22 protein-coding genes and 1 pseudogene are annotated in these 23,910 nt (G+C 63.3%); 18 read left to right on the forward strand and 5 right to left on the reverse strand.

Going from position 1 to position 23,910, the window contains the following annotated elements; genetic code table 11:
- Window positions 1–25: 25 nt before the first annotated feature.
- Complete coding sequence (locus TX78_RS04240) at window positions 26–157, reverse strand: ribosomal protein bL36 (protein ID WP_044494400.1); 132 nt, start codon at window positions 155–157, stop codon at window positions 26–28.
- Between the two features lie 89 nt (window positions 158–246).
- Between TX78_RS04240 and TX78_RS04245 the strand changes: the two genes are divergently transcribed.
- Together TX78_RS04245 and TX78_RS04250 are read left to right on the forward strand one after the other, a co-directional pair.
- Window positions 247–771 (forward strand): CobW C-terminal domain-containing protein, encoded by a 525-nt coding sequence (locus TX78_RS04245; RefSeq protein ID WP_049897439.1) that lies wholly within the window; start codon window positions 247–249, stop codon window positions 769–771.
- Between the two features lie 190 nt (window positions 772–961).
- Complete coding sequence (locus TX78_RS04250) at window positions 962–2,548, forward strand: MFS transporter (protein ID WP_044494403.1); 1,587 nt, start codon at window positions 962–964, stop codon at window positions 2,546–2,548.
- Here the strand turns inward: TX78_RS04250 and TX78_RS04255 are convergent.
- Window positions 2,545–3,021 (reverse strand): hypothetical protein, encoded by a 477-nt coding sequence (locus TX78_RS04255; protein ID WP_044493979.1) that lies wholly within the window; start codon window positions 3,019–3,021, stop codon window positions 2,545–2,547. The two genes, TX78_RS04250 and TX78_RS04255, sit on opposite strands and share 4 nt — an antisense overlap.
- Before the next feature lie 143 nt (window positions 3,022–3,164).
- Entirely contained in the window at window positions 3,165–4,517 is a 1,353-nt protein-coding gene (locus TX78_RS04260) for a class I SAM-dependent methyltransferase (RefSeq protein WP_044493981.1), read from the reverse strand.
- Window positions 4,518–4,636: 119 nt separating this feature from the next.
- Between TX78_RS04260 and TX78_RS04265 the strand changes: the two genes are divergently transcribed.
- The 16 genes and pseudogenes from TX78_RS04265 (at window position 4,637) to TX78_RS04340 (ending at window position 22,104) form a co-directional block, all read left to right on the forward strand.
- Entirely contained in the window at window positions 4,637–5,695 is a 1,059-nt protein-coding gene (locus TX78_RS04265; protein ID WP_044493984.1) for a siderophore ABC transporter substrate-binding protein, read from the forward strand.
- A gap of 181 nt (window positions 5,696–5,876) precedes the next feature.
- On the forward strand, window positions 5,877–6,911 hold the full coding sequence (locus TX78_RS04270) for an ABC transporter permease (protein WP_081652557.1): 1,035 nt from the start codon (window positions 5,877–5,879) through the stop codon (window positions 6,909–6,911).
- Window positions 6,908–8,026, forward strand: a complete 1,119-nt coding sequence (locus TX78_RS04275) for an iron chelate uptake ABC transporter family permease subunit (RefSeq protein WP_081652558.1) — start codon at window positions 6,908–6,910, stop codon at window positions 8,024–8,026. The genes TX78_RS04270 and TX78_RS04275 overlap by 4 nt, the downstream gene beginning before the upstream one ends.
- Window positions 8,023–8,778, forward strand: a complete 756-nt coding sequence (locus TX78_RS04280; RefSeq protein WP_044493986.1) for an iron ABC transporter ATP-binding protein — start codon at window positions 8,023–8,025, stop codon at window positions 8,776–8,778. The genes TX78_RS04275 and TX78_RS04280 overlap by 4 nt, the downstream gene beginning before the upstream one ends.
- 136 nt (window positions 8,779–8,914) lie before the next feature.
- Window positions 8,915–10,348, forward strand: coding sequence for an MFS transporter (locus TX78_RS04285; protein ID WP_081652559.1), 1,434 nt, complete (start codon window positions 8,915–8,917; stop codon window positions 10,346–10,348).
- 103 nt (window positions 10,349–10,451) lie between these two features.
- Entirely contained in the window at window positions 10,452–10,766 is a 315-nt protein-coding gene (locus TX78_RS04290) for a thiamine-binding protein (protein ID WP_044493988.1), read from the forward strand.
- Between the two features lie 327 nt (window positions 10,767–11,093).
- A complete protein-coding gene (locus TX78_RS04295) occupies window positions 11,094–12,266 on the forward strand; it encodes a glutathione-independent formaldehyde dehydrogenase (protein WP_044493990.1) in 1,173 nt (390 codons plus the stop codon).
- Window positions 12,263–12,565, forward strand: coding sequence for a putative quinol monooxygenase (locus TX78_RS04300; RefSeq protein WP_044493993.1), 303 nt, complete (start codon window positions 12,263–12,265; stop codon window positions 12,563–12,565). The genes TX78_RS04295 and TX78_RS04300 overlap by 4 nt, the downstream gene beginning before the upstream one ends.
- 141 nt (window positions 12,566–12,706) lie before the next feature.
- The gene (locus TX78_RS04305; RefSeq protein WP_187118354.1) at window positions 12,707–13,837 is read left to right on the forward strand and encodes an NAD(P)/FAD-dependent oxidoreductase; all 1,131 of its coding nucleotides are present in this window, start codon (window positions 12,707–12,709) and stop codon (window positions 13,835–13,837) included.
- Window positions 13,838–14,012: 175 nt separating this feature from the next.
- Window positions 14,013–14,204: pseudogene (locus TX78_RS04310) on the forward strand (thiamine-binding protein); the annotation flags it as partial.
- Between the two features lie 131 nt (window positions 14,205–14,335).
- Window positions 14,336–15,835 (forward strand): fumarylacetoacetate hydrolase family protein, encoded by a 1,500-nt coding sequence (locus TX78_RS04315; protein WP_044493998.1) that lies wholly within the window; start codon window positions 14,336–14,338, stop codon window positions 15,833–15,835.
- A gap of 33 nt (window positions 15,836–15,868) precedes the next feature.
- Window positions 15,869–17,410 carry a 5-carboxymethyl-2-hydroxymuconate semialdehyde dehydrogenase gene (gene hpaE / locus TX78_RS04320; protein WP_044494001.1) on the forward strand — a complete coding sequence of 514 codons (1,542 nt, stop codon included), beginning with the start codon at window positions 15,869–15,871 and terminating at the stop codon, window positions 17,408–17,410.
- Window positions 17,411–17,465: 55 nt separating this feature from the next.
- On the forward strand, window positions 17,466–18,578 hold the full coding sequence (hpaD, locus tag TX78_RS04325) for a 3,4-dihydroxyphenylacetate 2,3-dioxygenase (protein WP_044494003.1): 1,113 nt from the start codon (window positions 17,466–17,468) through the stop codon (window positions 18,576–18,578).
- 14 nt (window positions 18,579–18,592) lie between these two features.
- Entirely contained in the window at window positions 18,593–19,378 is a 786-nt protein-coding gene (gene hpaH / locus TX78_RS04330; RefSeq protein ID WP_044494006.1) for a 2-oxo-hept-4-ene-1,7-dioate hydratase, read from the forward strand.
- A complete protein-coding gene (locus TX78_RS04335) occupies window positions 19,363–20,157 on the forward strand; it encodes an HpcH/HpaI aldolase family protein (protein ID WP_044494007.1) in 795 nt (264 codons plus the stop codon). Before hpaH ends, TX78_RS04335 begins: the two co-directional genes overlap by 16 nt.
- 39 nt (window positions 20,158–20,196) lie before the next feature.
- Complete coding sequence (locus TX78_RS04340) at window positions 20,197–22,104, forward strand: FAD-binding monooxygenase (protein ID WP_044494009.1); 1,908 nt, start codon at window positions 20,197–20,199, stop codon at window positions 22,102–22,104.
- Here the strand turns inward: TX78_RS04340 and TX78_RS04345 are convergent.
- Window positions 22,097–23,098 (reverse strand): LysR family transcriptional regulator, encoded by a 1,002-nt coding sequence (locus tag TX78_RS04345; protein ID WP_049897441.1) that lies wholly within the window; start codon window positions 23,096–23,098, stop codon window positions 22,097–22,099. The genes TX78_RS04340 and TX78_RS04345 overlap by 8 nt on opposite strands.
- Before the next feature lie 42 nt (window positions 23,099–23,140).
- A partial coding sequence (locus tag TX78_RS12525) for a M50 family metallopeptidase (RefSeq protein ID WP_049897442.1) occupies window positions 23,141–23,910 on the reverse strand: 770 nt, incomplete at its 5' end.

Here is a 23,910-nt window from a genome sequence, read left to right on the forward strand (position 1 = left end):
GGAGTGCAGGGGCTCTGGTGCCTGATCAGCCCTGACGCCCCTTGAACCACGGGTTCTGCTTATTGATGACATAGGTCTTCCCGTGGGGCCGGACCACCTGGGAACCGGGCTTGTCCTTCAGGGAACGCAGGGATTCGCGAACCTTCCTTGCAGCCATGATGGATGTCATCGGCGAATTCACAGACCCTACAGGCGATACTCAGCTCCGCGAGATCATCTGCGTGGTCGACGTCGTGCATCTGTTCGATGACCTTCACGGGGGTGGAGCTCGCGTCCGCGACTGTGGAGGGCTCCTATGCCCAGAAGCAGGCCCGACCCGGCTGGGTGGCGCTGCTCAACGGAGTTTTCCTCCCCTCGCTTGACCATCCGGCTGTGTCTGCCCTGCGATATGAGCAGCCGCGAGCCTTTCATCCGGCGCGGTTGAAACGCCTGTTGGATGAGCGGGTGGAGAAGGGAGTCTTCGGTCGGCTGGTGCGCTCCAATGGCTTCTGCCGACTTTCAACACGTCCCCATGTCACCGCACATTGGGAGCACGTGGGGGAGTTCATCTCCCTGATGCCGCTGAACTTCGACCACCAGATCAGCGACCCAGACGAGGCGCTCGCCTTCGGGCAGGATCTCGTCTTCATCGGCCTCGATCTCGATCATGAGGAGTTTCTTCGGGCCCTGGATGACGCGGTGCTCAGTGATCAAGAGCTTGCCGCCGGCCCTTCATCGTGGTCCACGTTTACCGACCCATTTCCCAGCTGGACGTTGAGTCATGACCAGTAGTGGAAAGGTTCCTGATGGGATGCCGGAATGCGCGTAACCATACGTTTGTAAGGTTTCGTGCTACACTCGTTTCCAGCGGGTGATCTCCCCGTCAGGACGGCGCCCGGCGATTCACCCCAGCCGGCACAACCCATATCCGGCCTGAGCTGCATCCGGCCGTCCCATGCAGCTCAGCGCCACATGGGACATCATGTCTTCGCAGTCGCCTGTGAACCCTCAACCTGCCCTGCCCTCCGAGCGTGCAGGATTCAAAGCATGGCTCGGACTGGCCGTGCTGGTCCTCCCTGTCATCCTTATCTCCGTGGATATGACCGTGCTCGGATTTGCCGTTCCGCAGCTATCCGCATCGCTAAACCCCACCAGTGAGCAACTGTTGTGGATTGTGGATATCTACGGTTTTCTCATTGCGGGATTCCTTATCACCATGGGAGCCATCGGTGACCGTGTGGGTCGTCGTCGCCTCCTGCTGATCGGCTCTGCGGCCTTTGGGGTCGCATCTGTCCTGGCCGCCTTCAGCGCCTCCGCTGAGATGCTCATTGCCGCGCGTGCGCTGCTGGGTGTTGCCGGTGCCACGCTGATGCCGTCCACCCTTTCGCTGATCCGCAGCTTGTTCCCCAACCCCCAGCAGCGGGTGGTGGCCATTGCGGTCTGGGCTTCTGCCTTCTCCGCAGGTGCCGCTTTCGGTCCGGTGCTTGGCGGAGTGCTGCTGGAGCACTTCTTCTGGGGTTCGGTGTTTCTGATCAACCTCCCGGTCATTGCTGTGATTCTGGTGGCGCTTCCGCTGCTGGTCGCCGAATCACGCGATCCTCATCCTGGTCGGATCGATGTGCTCTCGGTGGCGCTCTCCCTACTGGGCATGCTCAGTGCGGTCTATGGAATCAAACGGCTTGTGGGTGGGCATCTCTCGCTGTTTACGGGGGCAGCTCTGGTGGTGGGTGCTGCTGCGCTGGTGGTTTTTGTACGACGTCAGCGTCGGCTGACCGACCCGTTGCTGGATGTCAGCCTGTTCTCCATCCGGCGTTTCCGTGCCGGCGTGGTCACCAACTTCATGCTGGTCTTCACCATGGTGGGATCCCTGTTCTTCCTCACCCAGCTGCTGCAGACTGCCTACGAGATGCGCCCGCTCCACGCCAGTCTGGTGCTGGTCCCCGGGTTGGTGATCTCAGTGCTGGCCAGTTTCATAGTCATTCCCATCGCCCGGCGCTTCCCGCTGCGCACAGTCATTGCCAGCGGGCTGTTGATCGCTGCGCTGGGTATGGCTCTGCTCACCCAGTTGCCAGTCACAGAAGGGATGCTCATGGTGCTGATTTCCTTCGCACTGCTTGGTCTGGGTACTGGACTCACCGAGACCCTGACCAATGACGCGATCCTCACCGCCGCGCCGGCTAATCGTGCCGGAGCTGCATCGGCCATTTCCGAAACCGCCTATGAATTCGGCGGTGCACTGGGCGTGGCTCTGCTGGGTAGTGTGCTGAGTTTCTCCTACCGAAGCCAGCTCTCCGGCGCAGCGCTGCCTGAAGAAATCTCGGCTGGAACCCTCGACGCCGCGGCGGAGACCATCAGTGCAGCAGCAGGCGCCGCGGCCAGTCTCGGCGCTGCCGATGGCGCTGCACTCTGGTCAACAGCGCGTGAGTCCTTCGTGAGTGCTGTCCAGCTGACCAGCGGTATTGGTGCAGCCATCATTGGTGCCACCATCCTGCTGGTGTGGATCCTATTGCGCAAGGATCAGCCCGGACACAGCCCAGATAAGCGACACACCGCAGGACTGCCGGGTTAGGCGCGCGCGGTCCGTTCGGCCTGGTGGCTCGACCACCAGCAGGCAGCGCACAGCACTGCACACCACAGTACGGCTAGCCCTTGAGTGACCAGCGCTTCAGTGCTGGTACCGACCGCGTAGGCGATGGCCCCTGTCGCTGCAGCCAGCAGGCCATGGGTCAGTGGTGCGCCTGCGGCAGTGAGCGGTCCCCACAGTCGCAGCGCTTCAACCGCGGCGGTGCTCACGGCCCAGACGAGCAATGTAGCCGGCAGTAAAATCACGCCGACGAAAATGGCGCCGAACCCCCACCACGCGGAAGGGTCTGGTCGGCCCACCAGCAGTGCCGTTAGCCAGAGGCCGCCGGTGAACAGTGCCGTCGAGATGAATGGAGTCGCCACGGACGCGCCAAGCCCGATAAGCGCGCGACGCCAGATTCTGCGGGTGAGCGCGGAACTGCGGTCAGCGGGTGCAGCAGCTGAGATGTCTTGGACCATATGTCACCGCCTTGAAGGAACCCGCGCGCAGTCCGGGTATATGAACCCGCAGTTGCTACGTGTGAGTATCATCACATTACCGCCGGTTGCTGTCAGTGACCAGCATGCGAGTCGGCTCGCTGTGATCCAGGCGCCCATATGACTCAGTCCAGTGGTTCAACCACTGCGCACAGTCGCTGCTGGGCGAGTCTGGTGATCACCACCACGGCATGCCGCTTAGGCCCCTTGTTCTTTTTGGGCAGCAGCTGTTTGCGCAGGGCCTCGGGGACGACGTCGACCCCGCGCTTTTTGATCTCCAGACTGCTGATCTGGCTCTCCTGGGCCCAGCGCTTCAAAGTCTTGACCTGGAAGTCCATCACCTCGAGCACCCGGTACCTGCGGGCTAGGGGCGTCACCGGAGCACCAGTCGGAACGGTGAAATACGCGATGTGCTCATCCAGCATGGTGCCGCCCAGGGACTCGCACAGCTCAGCCACCAGACCGGCGCGGATGACGGCAGGATCGGGCTCATAGAGAGTCCCGCTCAGGCCGCTCGGCCCTGCCGGATCTACCTGTGCCCCGGCGCCGAAGTCTGTGCTGCTGCTCAGTTCCGACACGGTGACCCTGAGCGGATCCGTGGTGCCCTCATGGCCTGATGAGTCAGTTTCCGCAGGGGCCGGCTCTTCACTGTGCAGCACTGTGGCGGTACGGCGAATCAGGTTCTGGTGCTCATCCCTGCGCGCCAGGGCGTTGAACCACAGCACCACCTCCACCAGATCGCCATCAATGCTGACCCATTCGGCTTCGCAGCCCGGTGGGATCATGCTGTGTGGGATTCCTGGCCCGAGCTTCACTCCCATCGGTACGCCGGACTCGGCAAGGGCAGTGACAAAGCTCAAGGGGGGAGAGAACTGCTCTGGATCCCAGATCCTGGAGCGTTCATCACGCCGGGCGGGATCCAGCCACAGCCCCCATCCGGGATGCGGCTCGGCTGTACCGTCGGAGCTGAGGGCAGGGCCATCACCGCCGAAGCCCTGTTCTGCGGCAAAGTCTTCCGCTGTGCCATGGACAACCTGGGCTTCGGGGAAGGGTCGCAGGTTGATAGTGGCCGCAGCGGCAGTGGTTTCATCCGCTTCCACCGCCACCACCTGAAGTCCCGCCGAGGCCATAGCCATGGCATCTCCACCGAGTCCGCAGCCCAGATCGGCCACCCTAGTGATCCCGGCGCGGCGGAAGCGCTGGGCGTGCCGAGCTGCCACGGGCAGCCGGGTGGATTGCTGCAGGCCCTCCGCGGTGAAGAGCATGCGCGCGGCAAAATCCCCGAACTTTCGCTGTGCAGCACGCCGCAGTCGGGACTGGGTCAGCACTGCCGCTACTGTCTCTGGGGTCCAGCCATCCTTGCGCAGCGCGTTGTTCAGCTGAGCCGAGGTGGCGTCGTCGTACTCCGGTAGGGAATTCAGCAGTTCCCAGACTGGCGGGGTCAGCAGTGGTTTGAGTGGGTTGGGGGTCTCAGGCACCCTGTCACGCTACCGCGAGATAGGCGTCGTAACAGTTGCGATGATATTAGGTCAGGATGTAGCTTCTATTCAGCTTAGGACAGGCTAAGTCGAATAGCGACCAGGAAGGTTACTCCTCAATGACACTGTTGGATACTGCATCTGCCACGCAGAAACCACGCCTCTACCAGCTGCTCTCCGTTGCTGCTATCGGCGCGCTGGCGCTGAGCGCCTGCGCGGACAACGGCGACGCCGCCGAGGGGTCCGCTGCCGAGGCCGGTGCCTCTGAGACCGAGGGTGAGGAGACCACCGGTGTCATCACGATCGAAGACGACCATGGAACCCATGAGATCGACCCGGCCTCCATTGAGACCATCGGGGCCTTCGACAACCGCTCCTTCCGTGTGCTTGAAGAGTTCGGTGTGGAACTCACTGTGGCCGCGCGCGGTCTGATGCAGCCGCACTCGCACGGATACGCAGACAATGAGGACATCCTGGATACCGGCAATCATCGCGAGCCCAACCTCGAGCTCATTGTCGCCGCTGAGCCTGACCTGGTGATCAACGGCCAGCGCTACGCCCAGTACTACGACCAAATCGCGGAGCTGCTGCCCGAGGACTCAGTCATCCTGGAATTCGACGAGGCCCACAATGATCCCACCACCTTCTTCGACGGACTCAAGGACAGCACCGCAAAGCTCGGTCAGATCTTCAGCGCAGAAGAGAACGCCCAGCGGCTCATTGACGAGCTCGACGAGGCAATGGCCCGCGTGGAAGCCGCATACGACGGCGAATCCACTGTCATGGGCCTGCTGACTTCCGGCGGTGACATCAACTACGCCGGTCCTACCGAGGGTCGCAGCGTGGCTCCGGTCTTCCAGGAGTTCGGCCTGGTGCCGGCACTGGAGGTCAGTGATCAGTCCAGCGATCACGAAGGTGATGACATCTCGGTGGAAGCCATCGCTAACTCCAACCCGGACTGGATCATCGTGCTGGACCGCGATGGCATGAACCCCGAGGATCCCGAGTACACCCCGGCCCAGGAGCTCATCGCCGACTCGCCGGCGCTGCAGCAGGTGACCGCAGTGCAGGAGGATCGGATCGTCTACATGCCGCAGAACATGTACATCACCGAGGACATTCAGGCCTACACCGAGTTCCTCAACACCTTCGCAGACGCCCTCGAGGCAGCCCAGTAATTCAGCCGAAGCAAGGTGCTTCTTTCAGGGCGCCCGTCCCTCATCCCCCTGACGGACGGGCGCCTGCATGGGAGCATCAGCGCCGGCGGAGTCCATTCGACGCCGCTTGGCAAACTTCCGTAGGATTACCTCACTGACTTTTGATCACTGACACTTTTCGCTAATACGCCCGAAAGACTCTATGACCAGCACTCTGCGGCAGGACATTGCCTACACCAGCCGCGATGTCCTCGTGGAGGACGGCCGCCGACTCCGACGACGGCGCCTGTGGACTCCCGCTTTTATCATCGCCATTGTGATCACTCTCGGGCTGCTGGGGACCTCACTGCTGATCGGGCAGTTCGACGTCTTCGGTGAAGGTAATTTCTGGATGTTCGGCATCACCCGCGTCCCGCGCACCGTCGCACTGGTGCTGGCTGGTGCCTCCATGGCCATGTGCGGGGTCATCATGCAGCTGCTGACCCAGAACCGTTTCGTTGAACCTTCCACTACCGGCACCACCGAGTGGGCGGGTCTGGGCCTGATCCTGGTGATGTGGCTGGTGCCGACAGCCACATTGTTCGAACGCATGATCGGCGCGGTCATCATGTCCTTCATCGGGACCATGGTCTTCTTCCTCTTCCTGCGCCGGGTGTCGCTGAAATCCAGCCTGATCGTGCCGATTATCGGCATCATGCTGGGAGCTGTCGTCAGCTCTTTCACCACCTACCTGGCGCTGATGACCGACCACCTGCAGACCTTGGGCATCTGGTTCCAGGGTTCCTTCACCGGTGTCATCCAGGGCCGCTATGAGCTGATGTGGATCGTGTTGGCGGTGACTGTTGCCGTCTTCATCGCCGCAGACCAGTTCACGGTGGCCGGACTGGGTAAGGATATGGCCACCAATGTGGGCCTGAACTACGCCTTCGTGCTGTTCATCGGTACCGCGATGGTGGCCGTGGCCACCGGCGTGACCGCCACAGTGGTGGGCACGCTGCCGTTCCTGGGCCTGGTGGTACCCAATATGGTCGCCCTGTTCCGCGGCGATGACCTGCGCAGCAATCTGCCCTGGGTATGCGTGGTGGGCATCGCTACGGTGACGGTCTGCGACCTGATCGGACGCACCATCATCGCTCCCTTCGAAATCCCGGTCTCCATGGTGTTGGGACTGGTAGGCGGCATCGTCTTTGTCGGACTGCTGCTGCGCCAGCGCAAAAAGGGAGGCCTGGTCACATGAGTGTCCGCACAGATACTCCTGTGCCGCCTGAGGCAGCAGAGGACCGTGCTGCCCGAGAGCTGAGCAGTCCCACCAGGGAAGTCACTGACCAGACCCAGTCGCCGTCGCCGGCTGGCCGGCGCTCCGGGGCCCTTACTGATCGCAAGCACCTGCGCAATTATGTGCTGATCATGACCCTGCTGGGTGTGCTGGCGATCGGCTTCACCCTGGCCATCATGACCTACAACAACCCAGCCGAATTCGGCACCCGCGGTTGGTGGCTCATCGTGGGCATGCGACGAGACTCGCTGCTGACCATCGCCGTGGTAGCACTGTGCCATGCGATGGCCACCATCGCCTTCCAGACAGCAGTTAATAATCGGATCATCACGCCGGGGATCATGGGCTTCGGCTCGCTCTATACCGCTATCCAAACCGGTTTCGTCTATGTCTTCGGCATGGCTGGGGTCACCATGCTGGTGGGAGTCTCGCAGTTCTTCCTGCAGATGGCAGTGATGATGCTGCTGGCCACCATGCTCTATACGTGGCTGCTCAGCGGCAGGTTCTCCAATATTCACATCATGCTGCTGGTGGGCGTGGTGATCGGAGGCACCCTGGGTTCACTGTCGACCTTCATGCAGCGCACCCTGACGCCCAGTGAATTCGATGTGCTCACTGCCCGCCTCTTCGGCAATATTTCCAATGCCCGGACTGAATACTTGCCCTATGCCATCCCGATCGCGCTAGCGGTAACGGCCCTGCTGTGGTTCCGGGCCTCCACCCTCAACGTGCTCGCCCTGGGCAAGACCGCGGCGCTGAATCTGGGACTGAACTATAAGCGCGAGCTGATCGTTATTTTGGCGCTGGTATCCATGCTGATCTCCATGGCTACCGCCCTGGTGGGGCCCATGATGTTCCTAGGCTTCCTCACCGCGATCCTGGCCTATCAGTTCGCTGATACCTACTCCCACCGCCTGCTCTTCCCTATGGGTTTCCTCTTCGGCTACACGATTCTGGCGGGCAGTTATTTTGTGCTGCGCCACCTCTGGGACGCCGGGGGAGCGGTCACGGTGATCGTGGAACTCATCGGCGGCGTCGTCTTCCTCATCTTCATCCTCCGAAAGGGCCGACTGTGATCACACTGACCGACGTCAAGAAGGACTACTCGGACAAGGTCAAGATCGGCCCGGTCAGCGTCGAGATCACCAAGGGCGGCGTCACCGCCTTGGTCGGACCCAACGGCGCGGGGAAATCCACCATCCTGACCATGGTCGGGCGTCTGCTGGACATCGATTCCGGAACCATTGAAGTGGCCGGGCACGATGTCGTGAACACCCCGTCGAAGGTGATCGCCAAGATCCTCTCGGTGCTGCGGCAGGAAAACCACTTTGTCACCCGGCTGACCGTGCGGCAGCTAGTGGGCTTCGGTCGGTTCCCGCACTCCAAAGGACGGTTGACCTTAGGGGATGAGAAATACATCTCCGAGGCCATCGATTTTCTGGATCTGACTGACTTGGAGAATCGGTATTTGGACCAGCTCTCCGGTGGGCAGCGGCAGCGGGCCTACGTGGCGATGGTGTTGGCGCAGAACACCGACTATGTGCTGCTGGACGAGCCACTGAACAATCTGGACATGCAGCATGCGGTGGCGATGATGAAGCAGCTGCGCCGGGCCGCGGATGAGTTGGGCCGCACGGTGGTGATCGTGCTGCATGACATCAACTTCGCCGCCCACTACTCGGACAAAATCCTGGCAATGAAGGACGGTCAGGTGGTGGAGCATGGCACCCCTGAGCAGATCATGCAGGACGAGGTGCTCACGCGGATTTTCACCACTGATGTGCAGGTCATCCAGGGCCCGAACGGTCCGCTGGCGGTCTATTACTGAGTCGGATATCCACTATGTGAGATCACCGCAATTTTTGTGAAGCCCCCGGGGTCGCAGGCATAGCATCTTGGAGTCCACGCGGCAAGGTCCGCGCAAGAATTGCCCAGTCATCTTCTAATTGGAGAAGTGAGACGCTATGTCCACCACCGTCGATCCGGTCCTCGGCCCGAACCCTAACCAGGGCGACGCCATCGCCGATGAGAACCTGAAGACTCCGCGCCGTCGGATCATCATGGCCTCGCTCATCGGGACCACCATTGAGTTCTACGACTTCTATATCTACGCCACCGCAGCGGTCTCGGTCTTCCCGATCCTGTTCTTCATCAGTGACTCCGAGGGTGCTGCGCTGCTAGCCTCCATGGCCACCTTCGGTGCGGCCTTCGTGGCCCGCCCACTGGGCGCGGTGATCTTCGGCCACTTCGGTGACATCATCGGACGCAAGGCCACGCTGGTCGGTGCGCTGCTGACCATGGGCGTCGCCACGTTCCTGATCGGCCTGCTGCCCACCGTGTATCAGATCGGCTTATGGGCACCGGCCATGCTGACACTCTTCCGCTTCTGCCAGGGGCTGGGCCTCGGCGGTGAATGGTCCGGTGCTGCGCTGCTGGCGTCGGAGACTGCTCGTCCAGGCAAGCGCGCACAGGCTGCCATGTGGCCGCAGCTGGGTGCTCCCTTCGGCTTCATCCTGGCCAACGGCCTGTTCCTGATCCTGGCCTGGGCCTACAGCTATGACTCCACGTCTATCCGTGCCCTGGCCGCTGAGGATATCGACGCCGCCTTGGCTGATCCCTTCCTGGTCTGGGGTTGGCGCATTCCGTTCCTGCTGTCCGTGGTGATGGTCGCCGTCGGGCTCTATGTTCGTCTGCGCATTGAGGAGACCCCGGTCTTCGCCAAAGCGCTGGAGCAGAAGGAGCAGGCCAAGGTTCCGGTGGGCGAGGTCTTCAAGAAGAACTGGCGCGAGATCATTCTCGGCACCTTCATCATGCTCGCCACCTACGGTCTCTTCTATCTGATGACCACCTGGATTCTCTCTTATGCCATCGGCAGCGCAGAGACGGGCGGCCTGGGCTATAACTACATGAGCTTCTTGGTGCTGCAGATTATTGCCATCGTGTTCTTCGCGATCTTCGTGCCTATCGCGGGCCGACTGGCTGATGCCTTCGGGCGCCGTCGGATGCTGATGACGACTACCGCAGGCATCATCGTCTTCGGTCTGACCTTCGGGGTGTGGCTCAGCGCTGAAAGCATCGGTTCTGGTGAAGACATGAACGTGGTGCAGATGCTGGTATTCCTGTGTGTGGGCATGGCACTGATGGGTTTGACCTTCGGCCCGATGTCGGCCTACCTGCCCGAGCTCTTTCCTACCAATACCCGCTATACCGGTTCGGGTGTGGCGTATAACTTCTCCTCCATCCTGGGGGCGGCGCTGACCCCGTTTGTGGCGGTCTGGTTAGTGCAGGAGTACGGGGTGTGGGCCGTGGGTGTATACCTGGCAGTGCTGGGTGTGCTGACCTTCATCAGCCTCATCCTCTCCCCGGAGACATCCAAGAAGTCCCTCTACTCGGAGTAGTACCCGCGGAGTCCATCCGACGACGACGCCCCTTGCAGCCTGCTTGTTCCGCGCATGCCGCAAGGGGTTTCGTGTATCCGATCCCCGGCGTAGCCTGGGGCCTATGCTTGCTGCTTTCTCCGTTGCCCCGTCCGGTACTGGCCGCGAAGATGGATCAGTCCACGATGCTGTCGCTGCCGCAGTGAAGGTCGTCCGCGACTCCGGTTTGCCCAATAGGACCTCGAGCATGTTCACCGAGGTTGAAGGTACCTGGGACGAGGTCTTCGGCGTGGTGAAGCGTGCTACAGAGGCCGTTGAGCCATTCGGCTCGCGGGTCTCTCTCGTCATCAAGGCTGACATTCGTCCGGGCTACGAGGGCGAGCTGGACGCCAAGGTCGAACGGCTCGAACAGGCGATCTCGGAGTCGGATGAGCAGTAACTGCTCCCGCAGCCGTCCGAGACGGTGATCCTCAACTGGACGTGCTCTCCTCGGATACCACGCTGAGCACAGCCCCCACGGAGACGCCAGTGGTTGCTCCGATCTCGCGGATGAGCTGGCCCCGTTCCCGACCAGCGAGGATGACAGTGCGCTTTCTGGGATCGAGCAGCGGATCTGGGCACTATCCCGGCTCGATCGCTACACATCAACTCAAGGCGATCCCCTTGACACGTGGTTTCTGGGGGCGTTCACTTGCTAGCGAGGGGGTCGGCGTCGGAGAGGCCTTGCCAGAAAGACATCGAGCAACTCAATCGAATTGGAGCAGACATGAAAGCAGTGGTGTACGAGGGACCCCGTCAGGTCAGCACCAAGGACGTCCCGGACGCGAAGATCGAGCGACCCACCGATGTCCTGGTCAGGGTAACGACGACGAACATCTGCGGCTCGGACCTCCACATGTACGAGGGGCGGACCTCCTTCGAAGTAGGCCGGACGTTCGGTCACGAGAACATGGGGGAGGTCATCGAAGTCGGTAGTGGCGTGGAGAAGGTCAAGGTGGGCGACCGGGTCGTGCTGCCCTTCAACATCTCGTGCGGGTTCTGCAAGAACTGCGAGCGCGGTCTCACGAATTACTGCCTGACCACGCAGCCTGAGCCGTCCGCCGCCGGTGCGGCATACGGATTTGCGGACATGGGCCCGTACGGCGGAGGCCAAGCGGAGCTGCTCCGGGTCCCCTTCGGCGACCACAACGCGCTGCGCCTGGGTGAGGATGCGCAGGAGAAGGAGAACGACTACGTCATGCTCTCCGACATCTTCCCCACCGGCTACCACGCCACCGAGATGGCCGGAGTGGTACCCGGCGACAGCGTCGTGATCGCAGGGGCGGGTCCGGTGGGATTGATGGCCGCCCTGTCCGCGACGATCAAGGGCGCAGCAAAGGTGATGGTGGTCGATCGCCACCCTGACCGTCTCGCGCTGGCCGAGCAGATCGGTGCGATTGCCATCGACGACTCCAAGGTAGACCCCGTGCAGGCTGTGCTGGACGAGACGATGGGGCTCGGAGCTGACCGTGGTTGCGAATGCGTGGGCTACCAGGCCCACGATCCCCAGGGCAACGAGGACACCGCCGCCACGCTGAACATGCTCATCAACGCGGTGCGCTTCACCGGACGAATCGGCACCGTCGGCGTGTTCGTCCCCCAGGACCCCGGAGCCAAAGATGACCTTGCCAAGCAGGGAAAGGCGGCCATCGACTTCGGCACTCACTGGTTCAAGGGGCAGACCATGGGCAACGGTCAAGCCCCGGTCAAGCGGTACAACCGCCAGCTGCGAGACTTGATCGCCGCCGGCAAGGCGACCCCTTCCTGGATCGTCTCCCACGAAATCTCGCTGGACCAAGCCGCCGACGCCTACAAGAACTTCGACGCCAGGTCCAAGGGTTGGACCAAGGTCCTCATCAAGCCCGGCATGTCGACCGAGAAGGAAGAGGAAGCATCATGAGTGTGACCAAGGGATTACTGGTCAGGTTTGACGCGTTGCCCGGCAAGGAGGACGACGTGAAGGAGTTCCTTGACAGCGGCCGTACGCTTGTTGAGGAAGAGTCGGCGACCACTGCGTGGTTCGCGATTCGTCTCGGCCCGTCCTCATTCGGGATTTTCGATGTGTTCCCCGATGACGTCGGCCGCGACGCGCACCTGTCCGGCGCAGTCGCTGCTGCTCTCGGCGAGCAGACCGGCAAACTGTTCAGCGAGCCCACGATCGAGAAGTTGGACGTCCTGGGCTCCAAACTCCCCGCCTGAGACCACAGACCGGAAGTACCGGCCCAGAGAGAAGGGGTCGCTGCGCGCGGTGACTTCGGGCTGACACAGCCCGCTGACGTCGTGGCAGCGGCCCCTTCTCTTGCGGCCTATCGTTAATCACCAACAGATCGGGGAACTGCGATGACAGGAACTGACGACGGCGTTACCACGATGCGTTCACCCGAGGTAGCAGTGATCGGGGGCGGGATCGTGGGTCTCTCGACGGCGTACGCGCTGCGGGAGCAGGGCGTGCCGGTGCGCTTGTACGAGGCTGGTCTGCCCGGGACGGGTCAGTCCGCAGGTGAGGCGCGGATCTTCCGGCACGCCCACGACGACCCGCGACTCGTCGCTTTCGCGCGCGAAAGCCGCGGCGTATGGGATGAGTGGGCCGAACACTTCGACGTCGAGCTGGTCTCATCAGACGGTGTCCTGGCGATCGGAGACAGCGCCCTGGCGCGGTTGCGGGTGCTCGACCAGGTCGGCGGCGTGGAAGCGCACGAGATCGATGCGGCCGAGGTCGCTCAGCGGATGCCGCTGCTCGCTGGGTACTCGGGGCCAGCGGTGCTCGACAAGTCGGGCGGCGCGATCCGCACCCGCGCCGCGATCACGGCACTCACGGGTGCCCTCGCAGATGCAATTACCACCGGTGAGGTCATCTCCATCGATCCCCGCGCCGACGGGATGGTCGAGGTGCGCAGCGTCGCCGACCGAGCGGTCTACTCCAAGGTGGTCGTGTGCGCCGGTCGCGAAACCGCCCGCCTGGCACGCAGCGTCGGCCTGTCGCTGCCGGTTCGCCTCGCGGCACACGTACGGCTGACCTTCGACGTGAAAGCCGCCGCCCCGGCACGAGTCGCGTGCCTGCAGGACAGCAGCGGCGTCTTCGGCGAAGTCGGCGTCTACGCGACGCCGCTACCGGGCAACAGCAGCTATTCGGTCGGACTCAGCGACACCGTCGACGTCCGCGAGGACGGAACTTTCATCGACCCGGCGGCGATTCGATCACTGGACGAACGCGCACGCGAATACGTGACACGGGCGATGCCCGGTCTCCACCCAGAGCCGCGCGACTTCCTCCACTGCTGGGTGACCGACCTGCCGTGGAGTGATGACGGCGTGGCCGTGTGGGAGGCAGGCTCTGTCTTCTTCGTGGCCGGTCACAATTTGTTCAAGCAGGCACCTGCGCTGGGTCGCGCTCTTGCCCGGGCTGCGACCGGCGGCGGTCTCCGCGCCGAGCTCACGCCTGAAGCCCGCCTCGGCGAGGCCCAGAGCTAGGGAGTATCCCCCAATCGCGGAGGGTGACCCGCGATTCTGACCGACACACTCGTCACATTGGGGTCACATTGGTGGCTGCCTGCAGTGCGGCGGCAAGGTAGTCCGCGTAAGCACCGACGCCCTTGCCTGCATCGAGCAGCGGTTCGTCCTGGCTAGGGTTCCTCGCAGCGGCGCTCGAACAACGACCACCCACACCACGGTTGAGGGTGAATGGGACGAGGTGTTCGCTGTGATCAAACAGGCCACGGATGCGGTGACTGCTGTGGCTCCCAGAGTCAGCCTGGTGGTCAAGGCCGATATTCGCCCCGGCTATACCAACCAGCTGGAGGGGAAAGTGCAGCGTGTGGAGGAACAGCTGCGCGCCTGAGTCGTTGGGCTGACCCCATCGGACTGACTTCATCAGAAAAACCGCGGAAGGTTCTCAAGAATAACCGCTTTACCGATGATGTGATGTAGATCATGCTGTAGCTCAGTAGTTGTGCTGAGCAAGGAGGCATCATGATCGCACCACTGGAGCAACACATCGCCCTCAGCGGTGCCGGGCGTCCCGGCAAGATCATTGCCGTACACATCAGCTACCGATCTCGTGCCCTTGAGCGTGGCCGAACCCCAGCAGCCCCTTCCTATTTCCTCAAGCCCAGCAGCTCACTGGGACGCTCGGGAGATCCCGTACAGCGACCGCCCCGCACGGAGCTCCTCGCCTTCGAAGGCGAAATAGCGCTGATCATCGGCACGCCTGCCCGCCGTATCCATGTCGAGGAAGCGTGGGCTCACGTGCGCTGGGTGACCGCCGCCAACGACTGGGGCCTCTACGACCTGCGCACTGCAGACAAAGGCTCCAACGTGCGAAATAAGGGTCGCGATGGCTACACCCCGGTGGGGCCGGGACTGATCGACGCACGCCAGGCGGATCCCTCGGGTCTGCGCCTGCGGACATGGAAGAACGGCCAGCTGGTGCAGGAAGACACCACCGGCAGCCTCATCTTCCCACTCACACAGATCATCGCCGACCTCTCCCAGCATCTGACTCTGGAGGAGGGCGACATCATCCTCACTGGCACCCCCGCCGGGGCGTCCGTGGCCGAGCCGGGAGACGTCGTCGAGGTGGAAGTCGACATCCCGGAGAGCGGACTGACCAGCGGACGGCTGATCTCCCGCGTGCAAGAGGGTGAGGACACCTTCGATGAGAGTCTCGGTGCACTACCTTCAGCGGACGATAAGCAGCGGGAGGAAGCATGGGGCTCCCGCAGCGCTGCCGGGCTGCCCGAGCAGAAGCAGGCCCTCACCCCGCAGCTGAGGAAGAAGCTACAGGAAGTTCCCGTCGCGGGGCTCTCCCAGGAGCTGCGCAGGCGAGGGCTCAACAGTGTCTCCATCGACGGCGTGCGGCCCACCCGGCCCGGCAGCAAGCTCGTCGGCACCGCCAAGACCCTCAGATTCCTCCCATACCGTGAGGACCTCTTCGCATCCCACGGCGGTGGGTTCAACGCCCAGAAACGTGTGTTCGACACTGTGGCCGAGGGCGAGGTGATCGTCATCGAGGCACGCGGTGAGCGCGGCTCCGGCACCCTCGGCGACATCTTGGCGCTGCGTGCCGCAGCCCGCGGCTGCGCGGGCGTGGTCACCGACGGTGGAGTCCGCGACTACTCGACCGTTGCTGAGATTGACCTCCCGGTCTTCAGCCAAGGGCCGCACCCTGCGGTGCTCGGGCGCCTCCACGTGCCGTGGGACACCGACCTGACCATCTCCTGCGGGGGCGCGACCGTGCAACCCGGAGACATCATCGTTGGCGACGACGACGGCGTCGTCGTCATTCCTCCTGGCATCGCCGAGGAGGTTGCCGATGCTGCCCTGGCAAAAGAAGCGGAGGACGCCTGGGTCGCCCAGCAGATCCGTGAAGGACACCCCGTGGAGGGGCTCTTTCCGATGAACAGCGAATGGCGGGCGCGCTACGAGGCCGGCACTTCAGTTCACGCCGATCCGCCCTCCTCGACCACCTGACATTTTCGACACCAAGCAAGAGAGGCTGCCGTGATGATACAGTCAGCAGACCAGACACCCTCTGTCGAGATCCGTGACGCTGCGGCACCAGCGCCCGCGGGGCTCCCGGCACGCATCCAGCACTACATCGACGCAGAATTCGTCGACTCCGCAGACGGAGAGACCTTCGACGTCATCAACCCGGTCACCAACGAGACCTACATCCAGGCCGCGGCAGGGAAGAAGGAGGACGTCGACCGCGCTGTGGCGGCAGCCAAGCGCGCCTTCCACGAAGGCCCATGGTCCTCGATGCTTCCGCGGGAACGGTCCCGGGTGCTGCACCGGATCGCCGACCTCGTGGAAGAGCGGGGTGCCCGCCTGGCTGAGCTGGAGTCCTTCGACACCGGCCTGCCCATCACCCAGGCGTTAGGACAGGGCCGCCGGGCCGCGGAGAACTTCCGATTCTTCGCCGACCTGATTGTGGCCCAAGCCGATGACACCTATAAAGTCCCGGGGCGGCAGATCAACTACGTCAACCGCAAGCCCATCGGCGTGGCCGGGCTGATCACCCCCTGGAACACTCCCTTCATGCTGGAGAGCTGGAAGCTCGCCCCAGCGCTTGCCACCGGCAACTCAGTCGTTCTCAAACCAGCTGAGTTCACGCCGCTGTCGGCAGGGTTGTGGGCCGGCATCTTCGAAGAGGCAGGACTGCCTCGAGGCGTATTCAACCTGGTTAACGGCATAGGTGAGCAGGCAGGCGATGCTCTGGTGAAGCACCCTGAGGTACCGCTGATCTCCTTCACCGGAGAATCGAGCACCGGCCAGCTCATCTTCGCCAACGCCGCACCGCATCTGAAGGGGCTCTCCATGGAGCTCGGCGGAAAGTCGCCCGCCATCGTCTTCGCCGATGCCGATCTCGAAGCAGCTACCAACGCCACCATCTTCGGGGTCTTCTCCCTCAACGGTGAACGCTGCACCGCCGGCTCGCGGATCCTGGTGGAACGCAGCATCTATGACGAGTTTGTTAGACGCTACGCCGCCCAGGCAGAGCGCGTGAGGATCGGCTACCCGCACCAGCCCGAGACAGAGGTCGGCGCTCTAGTGCACCCCGAGCACTTCGAGAAAGTCATGAGCTACGTGGAGCTGGGCAAGACGGAGGGCCGACTGGTGGCAGGCGGCGGACGCCCAGAGGGCTTCGAAGCAGGTAACTTCATCCAACCCACAGTCTTCGCCGATGTCCCGCACACCGCTCGTATCTTCCAAGAGGAGATCTTCGGCCCCGTCGTCGCGATCACCCCCTTCGACACCGAAGAGGAAGCGCTGCACCTTGCCAACGGCACCAAATACGGACTCGCCGCCTATATCTGGACCAATGACCTGAAGCGCTCGCACAACTTTGCCCAGGCGGTGGAGGCCGGGATGGTCTGGTTGAACTCCAACAATGTCCGTGACCTTCGGACCCCCTTCGGCGGGGTCAAGGCCTCAGGCCTGGGACATGAGGGCGGCTACCGCTCCATTGACTTCTACACCGACCAGCAAGCAGTGCACATCAACCTCGGGGAAGTCCATAACCCTGTCTTCGGCAAGGCCGACTGATCAGCACCCAGCCGACCGAACCTCACCGCACACATCTTGAGCAAGGACGCTTGACATGACACAGACCCAGAACGCCTCAGGCACGATCCCCACCCCAGCCGCGGCGCCGCCGGATATTCTGCGCTGCGCCTATATGGAACTGGTGGTCACTGACCTGGTGCGCTCACGCGACTTCTATGTGGACGTGCTGAACCTGGTGGTCACCGCAGAGGATGAGGACGCCATCTACCTGCGCTCCATGGAGGAGTTCATCCATCACAACCTGGTGCTGCGCAGAGGGGAGCAGGCCGCCGTCGCCACTTTCTCCTACCGGGTGCGCTCCCCGGAGGAGCTGGACAAGGCAGAGAGCTTCTACCGAGAACTCGGCTGCCCGGTGATCCGGAAGAAGGAGGGTTTCGTCAAAGGCATCGGCGACTCCGTCCGAGTCCAGGACCCACTCGGGTTCCCCTATGAGTTCTTCTACGAGGTGGAACATGTTGAGCGACTGGCCTGGCGCTATGACCTCTACACTCCCGGTTCCCTGGTGCGCCTGGACCACTTCAACCAGGTGACCCCGGATGTCCCCAAAGCCGTGAAGTTCATGGAAGACCTCGGCTTCAGGGTCACCGAGGACATCCGCGATGACGAAGGCACCACCTACGCGGCGTGGATGCGCCGCAAGCCCACCGTCCACGACACAGCCATGACCGGCGGCGCAGGTCCTCGGATGCATCACGTAGCCTTCGCCACCCACGAGAAGCACAACATTCTGGCCATCTGCGACAAACTCGGAGCACTGCGACTCTCTGACCACATTGAGCGCGGTCCCGGCCGCCACGGAGTCTCCAACGCCTTCTACCTCTACCTGCGCGACCCGGATGGTCATCGCATAGAGATCTACACCCAGGACTACTACACCGGAGACCCGGACAACCCGGTAGTCACCTGGGATGTGCACGACAACCAGCGCCGCGACTGGTGGGGAAACCCGGTGGTTCCCTCCTGGTATACCGAGGCCTCCACCGTGTTGGACCTGGAAGGACGTCCCGTGCCCACTACTGAGCGCACCGACGCTGACGAGATGGAGGTCACCATCGGCGCTGACGGCTTCTCCTACACCCGCAAGGGCGACGACGACTCCATGCCCGAATGGAAACAGGGCGAGTACAAGCTCGGCAACCAGCTCTAAAGGCGGAGGACACCATGCTGACTGACGAACAGATCACCCAGATCGCCGATGAGCTCGCCCGTGCAGAACAGGAACGAGCTACTGTGCCGCTGCTGACGGCACGCTACCCGCAGATGACGGTGGAGGACTCTTACCGGGTGCAGAACGAATGGCGACGCCGCGGCATCGCCGCCGGGCGCCGCCCAGTGGGGCGCAAGATCGGCTTGACCTCCAAAGTGATGCAGGCAGCCACCGGCATCAGCGAGCCAGATTACGGCGCCATTTTCCACGACATGGTCTACGAGAACGGCGCTGTGATCGAGCACAGCCGATTCTCCAATGTACGCATCGAGGTGGAACTGGCCTTCAAGCTGGGCAAACCGCTTCAAGGTCCCCACGTCACCGTCTTCGACGTCCTAGACGCCACCGACTATGTCATCCCCGCACTGGAGATCCTCTCCAGCCGCATTGAGATGAGCGGACGCACCATTGTGGACACCATCAGCGACAACGCCGCGATGGGCGCCATGGTCTACGGAGGCAACCCGGTCCGGCCACAGGATGTGGACCTGCGCTGGATCTCCGCGCTGCTCTACCGCAATGAGGCCATCGAAGAATCCGGGGTGGCAGCAGCAGTGCTCAATCACCCGGCCATGGGGGTGGCGTGGCTGGCCAATAAGCTCAGTGCTCACGACGACGGCCTGGATGCCGGTGAGCTCATCCTCGCCGGCTCCTTCACCCGCCCCATGTGGGTGCACCCCGGAGACACCGTGCTCTGCGACTACTCAGAGATGGGAACTGTGACATGCCGCTTCAGCTGAACCCGCCCTTCCGCCACCAGCTGGCCCAGGCCGACCGCACGCTCTTCGGCGGGTGGATCTGTTCCGGTTCCCCGGTGGCTGCCGAAATCATGGCCGGCGCCGGTCTGGACTGGCTGCTGATCGACATGGAGCACGCCCCCAACGGGCTGGAATCAGTGCTCGCTCAGCTCCACGCGGTCTCCGGCTACCCGTCCACCCCTATGGTGCGTGTGCCCATCGGTGACACCGTGGTCATCAAGCAGGTGCTGGACTTGGGAGCGCAGAACATCCTGGTGCCCATGGTCTCCACCGCAGAGCAGGCACGCGATATCGCAGCTATGGCCCAGTACCCGCCCGCCGGGCGCCGCGGCGTGGGAAGCGCCTTGGCCCGCTCCGCCCGCTGGAACCGGGTGCCCGGCTACCTTCCCGACGGCGCGGACCACGTCTCGGTCTTCGTGCAGGTGGAAACACCCGAGGGGGTGGAGAACGCCGAGGCCATCGCCGCGGTGGAGGGCATCGACGGCATCTTTGTCGGTCCCAGTGACTTGGCTGCCTCCATGGGGCTCATCGGAGAGCAGACCCATCCCGACGTCGTCGCCGCTGTGAAACGAGCCTTCGCAGCGGCTGCGGCGGCAAACAAGCCTGCAGGGGTCAACGCCTTCGACCCCCAGGCCGCCCGAGACTACGCAGTCTCCGGTGCTTCCTGGATCCTGGTGGGCGCCGACGTCGCGCTGCTGGCCCGCGGGTCCGAGAAGCTCGCCGCAGACTTCATCCCCACTGCCACTGGGACCGGCGCATGAGGCGCTGACGCCTCCTCGCCGCCTAAGAAAGGTACAGCCATGCATTTTCACCACCATGGTTATGTCTCCGGAAACCCGCGCGTTCAGGAGCCGGCAGGCATCGGTCGCGACCGTCCTGAGGAGCTGCCCGATGAGATGGACGTGCTGATCGTGGGCACCGGGCCGGCCGGCATGATCGCCGCAGCGCAGCTCTCCCAGTTCCCGCAGGTGCACACCCGCATCATCGAGCGGCGTCCCGGCCGTCTGCAGGTGGGCCAGGCCGATGGCATCCAGGCCCGCAGCGTGGAGACCTTCCAAGCCTTCGGTTTCGCCGATGAGATCAGCAACGAGGCTTATCACATCACCGAGATGGCGTTCTGGAAACCGGATCCGCAGAACCCCGATCACATCATCCGCACCGCGCGCCCAGAGGACGATCCGCACGGGATCAGTGAATTCCCTCACCTGATCGTCAACCAGGCACGAGTGCTGGACTATTTCGCCGAGTTCTTGGCCAACTCCGCCTCCCGAATGGCCCCCGACTACGGTGTGGAATTCCTGGACCTGCAGATCAGCGAGGACAGTGAGTACCCGGTGCACGTGCGGGTCCGTCATGTGGCCGGTCCCAGAGAAGGTCAGGAACGTACCGTGCGGGCCAAATACGTTCTGGGCGCTGATGGGGCGCGCAGCCGTGTCCGTGCCTCGATCGGACGTCGGCTCGAGGGTGATCAGGCCAACCACGCGTGGGGCGTCATGGATGTTCTCGCCACCACTGATTTCCCCGATATCCGGCTCAAATGTGCCATTCAATCGCGCTCGGGCGGCAATATTCTGCTGATCCCGCGCGAGGGCGGACATCTTTTCCGTATGTACGTGGATCTCGGTGAGGTAGCGCCAGGGGAGAGCAGCAAGGTGCGGCAGACCACCGTGGAGCAGATCACCGCGAAGGCCAACGCCATCCTGCACCCCTACACCCTGACGGTGCAGCACGTGGCGTGGCACAGCGTCTATGAAGTGGGCCACCGGGTCACCGACAAATTCGACGACGTCCCCGATGAACTGACCGGCGAGCGTTCCCCGCGGGTCTTCATCGCCGGGGACGCATGCCATACGCATAGCGCCAAGGCAGGGCAAGGGATGAACGTTTCTATGCAGGACGGATTCAATCTGGCCTGGAAGCTCGGCCAGGTACTCACCGGGCGGAGCCCGGAATCTCTGCTGAGCACCTACTCCGCAGAACGTCAGGTCATTGCCCAGAATCTCATCGACTTCGATAAGGAATGGTCCACCCTCATGGCCAAGAAGCCCGAAGAGATGGAGGACCCCTCGATCCTGGAGCAGTTCTACGTCAAGACCATCGAGTTCCCCGCTGGCTTCATGACCCAGTACACGCCGTCGATGATCACCGGAACGGATGACCACCAGACCCTGGCTGAGGGTTTTCCTGTGGGTAAGAGATTCAAATCTGCCAAGGTCGCACGAGTCTGCGACGGCAACCCCTTGCACCTGGGACACCTCGCGGTGGCCGACGGACGCTGGCGAGTCTACGTCTTCGCCGATTCTCCCAATGCCGCTGAGGAGTCGGCCCTGAAGCGCTGGGCGGAATGGATGCGCCAGAACCCGGACTCTCCGCTGGTCCGGTTCACCCCGGGCGACGCTGATGAGGACGGGCTCTTCGACCTCAGAGTCATCTATCAGCAGCCTCACACCGAGGTGGACATCACCCAGGTGCCCCGGGTCTTCCGCCCTACGGTGGGGCCTTTCGGGCTGACCCAGTTGGAGAAGGCCTTCGGCATTCTTCCCGGGCAGGACATCTTTGAGGCCCGGCAGATCAGCCGCGAGGGCGCCGTCGTCGTCGTCCGACCCGACCAGTACGTGGCACATGTGCTGCCGTTGAGCGCCCCAGAGGCTCTGGCGCAGTTCTTCGATGGCATCTTCCTGGAAACTCAGACGGAGCCAGCTAGCTGAGCGTGCTGCGCAGCTCGTTCAGGGTCAGGTCGATCAGTGCCTGGGCCGCCGGCTGAGGGCGCACATCCTTCGGCCACGCGATATGCACGGCAATCGGTGGAGTATGCGGGTGGATCTCCCGGGTTTCCAGGGGATAGCCCTCATTGCTGACGTTGTGCTTGAAGCGCTGTGCGAGCAATGCATACCCCATGTCTCTGGCCACTAAAGACCGGATCAGCTCCACGTCATTGGTCCGGAAGCGGGTGCGCGGGCGGACGCCCGCAGAGGCGAAGACCTCCAGGGTGTGTTCGCGGCTGGGCGGAACATCCAGCAACACGTGGTCTCGCTCGGCCACATCGGCCATTCTGATGGTCTCCGCGGGGTCGCCGTCACGGCTCTGCGGGGCCCGTCCCTCAGCGAACATGGCATAGACCGAGCGCTGGACCACGAGTTGGGAGTCCATATCCTCATGCAGGCCCATGTCATAGAGCAGCGCCACATCGATCTCCCCGCGCAGTGCCGCGGTCTGCAGCTGATTCTGGTCACCGACGATGAACCGCGGTCGAATGCCGGGGTGTTTGCGTTCCAGCCCCTGCAGCAGCGGCGGAAGCACGCTAGGGGCCAGGGTGACATAGCAGCCGATGATGATCTCACCGGTGAGAGCGTGATCCCCGGCGGAGGAGGCCGCCAGCTCAAGTCCGTTCGCCTCGTGCAGCAGGGCAGCGGCTCCTCGCGCAAAGCGGCGCCCCGCTGCCGTCAGAGTGACTCCGTGGGACCGTCGACGCACGGTCAGCTGTACTCCCACCGCGCGTTCTAGTTCGGTCAGCGAGCCGGCGACAGCGGAAGGGCTGGAATGAAGCTCCTGCGCGGCGCCGCTTATTGTGCCGACGCGGCCGACAGATTCAAGCACCTCAAGCTGACGCAGAGTGAACCGGGGCATGGTCTCCTTCCCGCCGGGCGCTGCCCCGCCTTCGCCAAGGTCGACGCCGCTCATCTCGGATGTGAGCCGCATCATAGGACCATGCTAATTGCTGGCAGCACAGCGCGCCCGGCTGCCTCAGAGCGGCAGCGCCAGATCCTGCGGCCAGATCATCCACGCAACGGCTGCTGCACATGCGGCACTTGTCCCCAGGAAGACCAGCAGCCATGCCGAGGCCGGAAGCGGGAGCCCCCGCCACGCCCGGGCGGCCTGGGAGGCATCTGTGCCGGTCACGGCGGCGCGGGCTCGGGGGTCACCTCGCCATGCACGCATATGCACCCGGGCCACATCCAAACTGCCGCGCAGGCCTGCCGCAGCATAAAAAGCGCCCAGCCCCACCACCGTGTAGACGACGACGTCGGGCTGGTTCCACCACCACACCGCGCCAGCGGCGGCCACTGCCAGCAGACAGGAGAAGATTCCCACCAGATTGCGGGAGAGCAGCAGCGCCAGCACAAGCACCACTTGGAAGACCGTCAGGGCGGCACCAGCATGGCCAGCTGAGGCCAGCCAGACCAGCAGCACCGCCAGCAGGCCCGGTGCCGGATAGCCGGCGAGGAAAGTCAGCAGCAGTCCGGGCCCCTGGCCTTTGCCGCGCGAGACAGTGACACCGGAAGTATCAGAGTGCAGCCGGATGCCGGACACCCGTCGGCCCACCAACCAAGCGGCAAAGACATGCCCCATCTCATGGATGATGGTGGATGCCTGCCGGGCCACCCGCCACACCGCGGGCACCGCAGCCACCAGCACCACGGCAGCGGCCAGTGCTGCCAGCACCAGCGGATCCGGCTCCGCGGCTACCTGCCAGCGCTGGCTGACGGCCTCAAATACGTCGGCGGTGCGCAGGG

The sequence above is a fragment of the Nesterenkonia massiliensis genome, assembly GCF_000455245.1.
GTDB lineage: Bacteria > Actinomycetota > Actinomycetes > Actinomycetales > Micrococcaceae > Nesterenkonia > Nesterenkonia rhizosphaerae.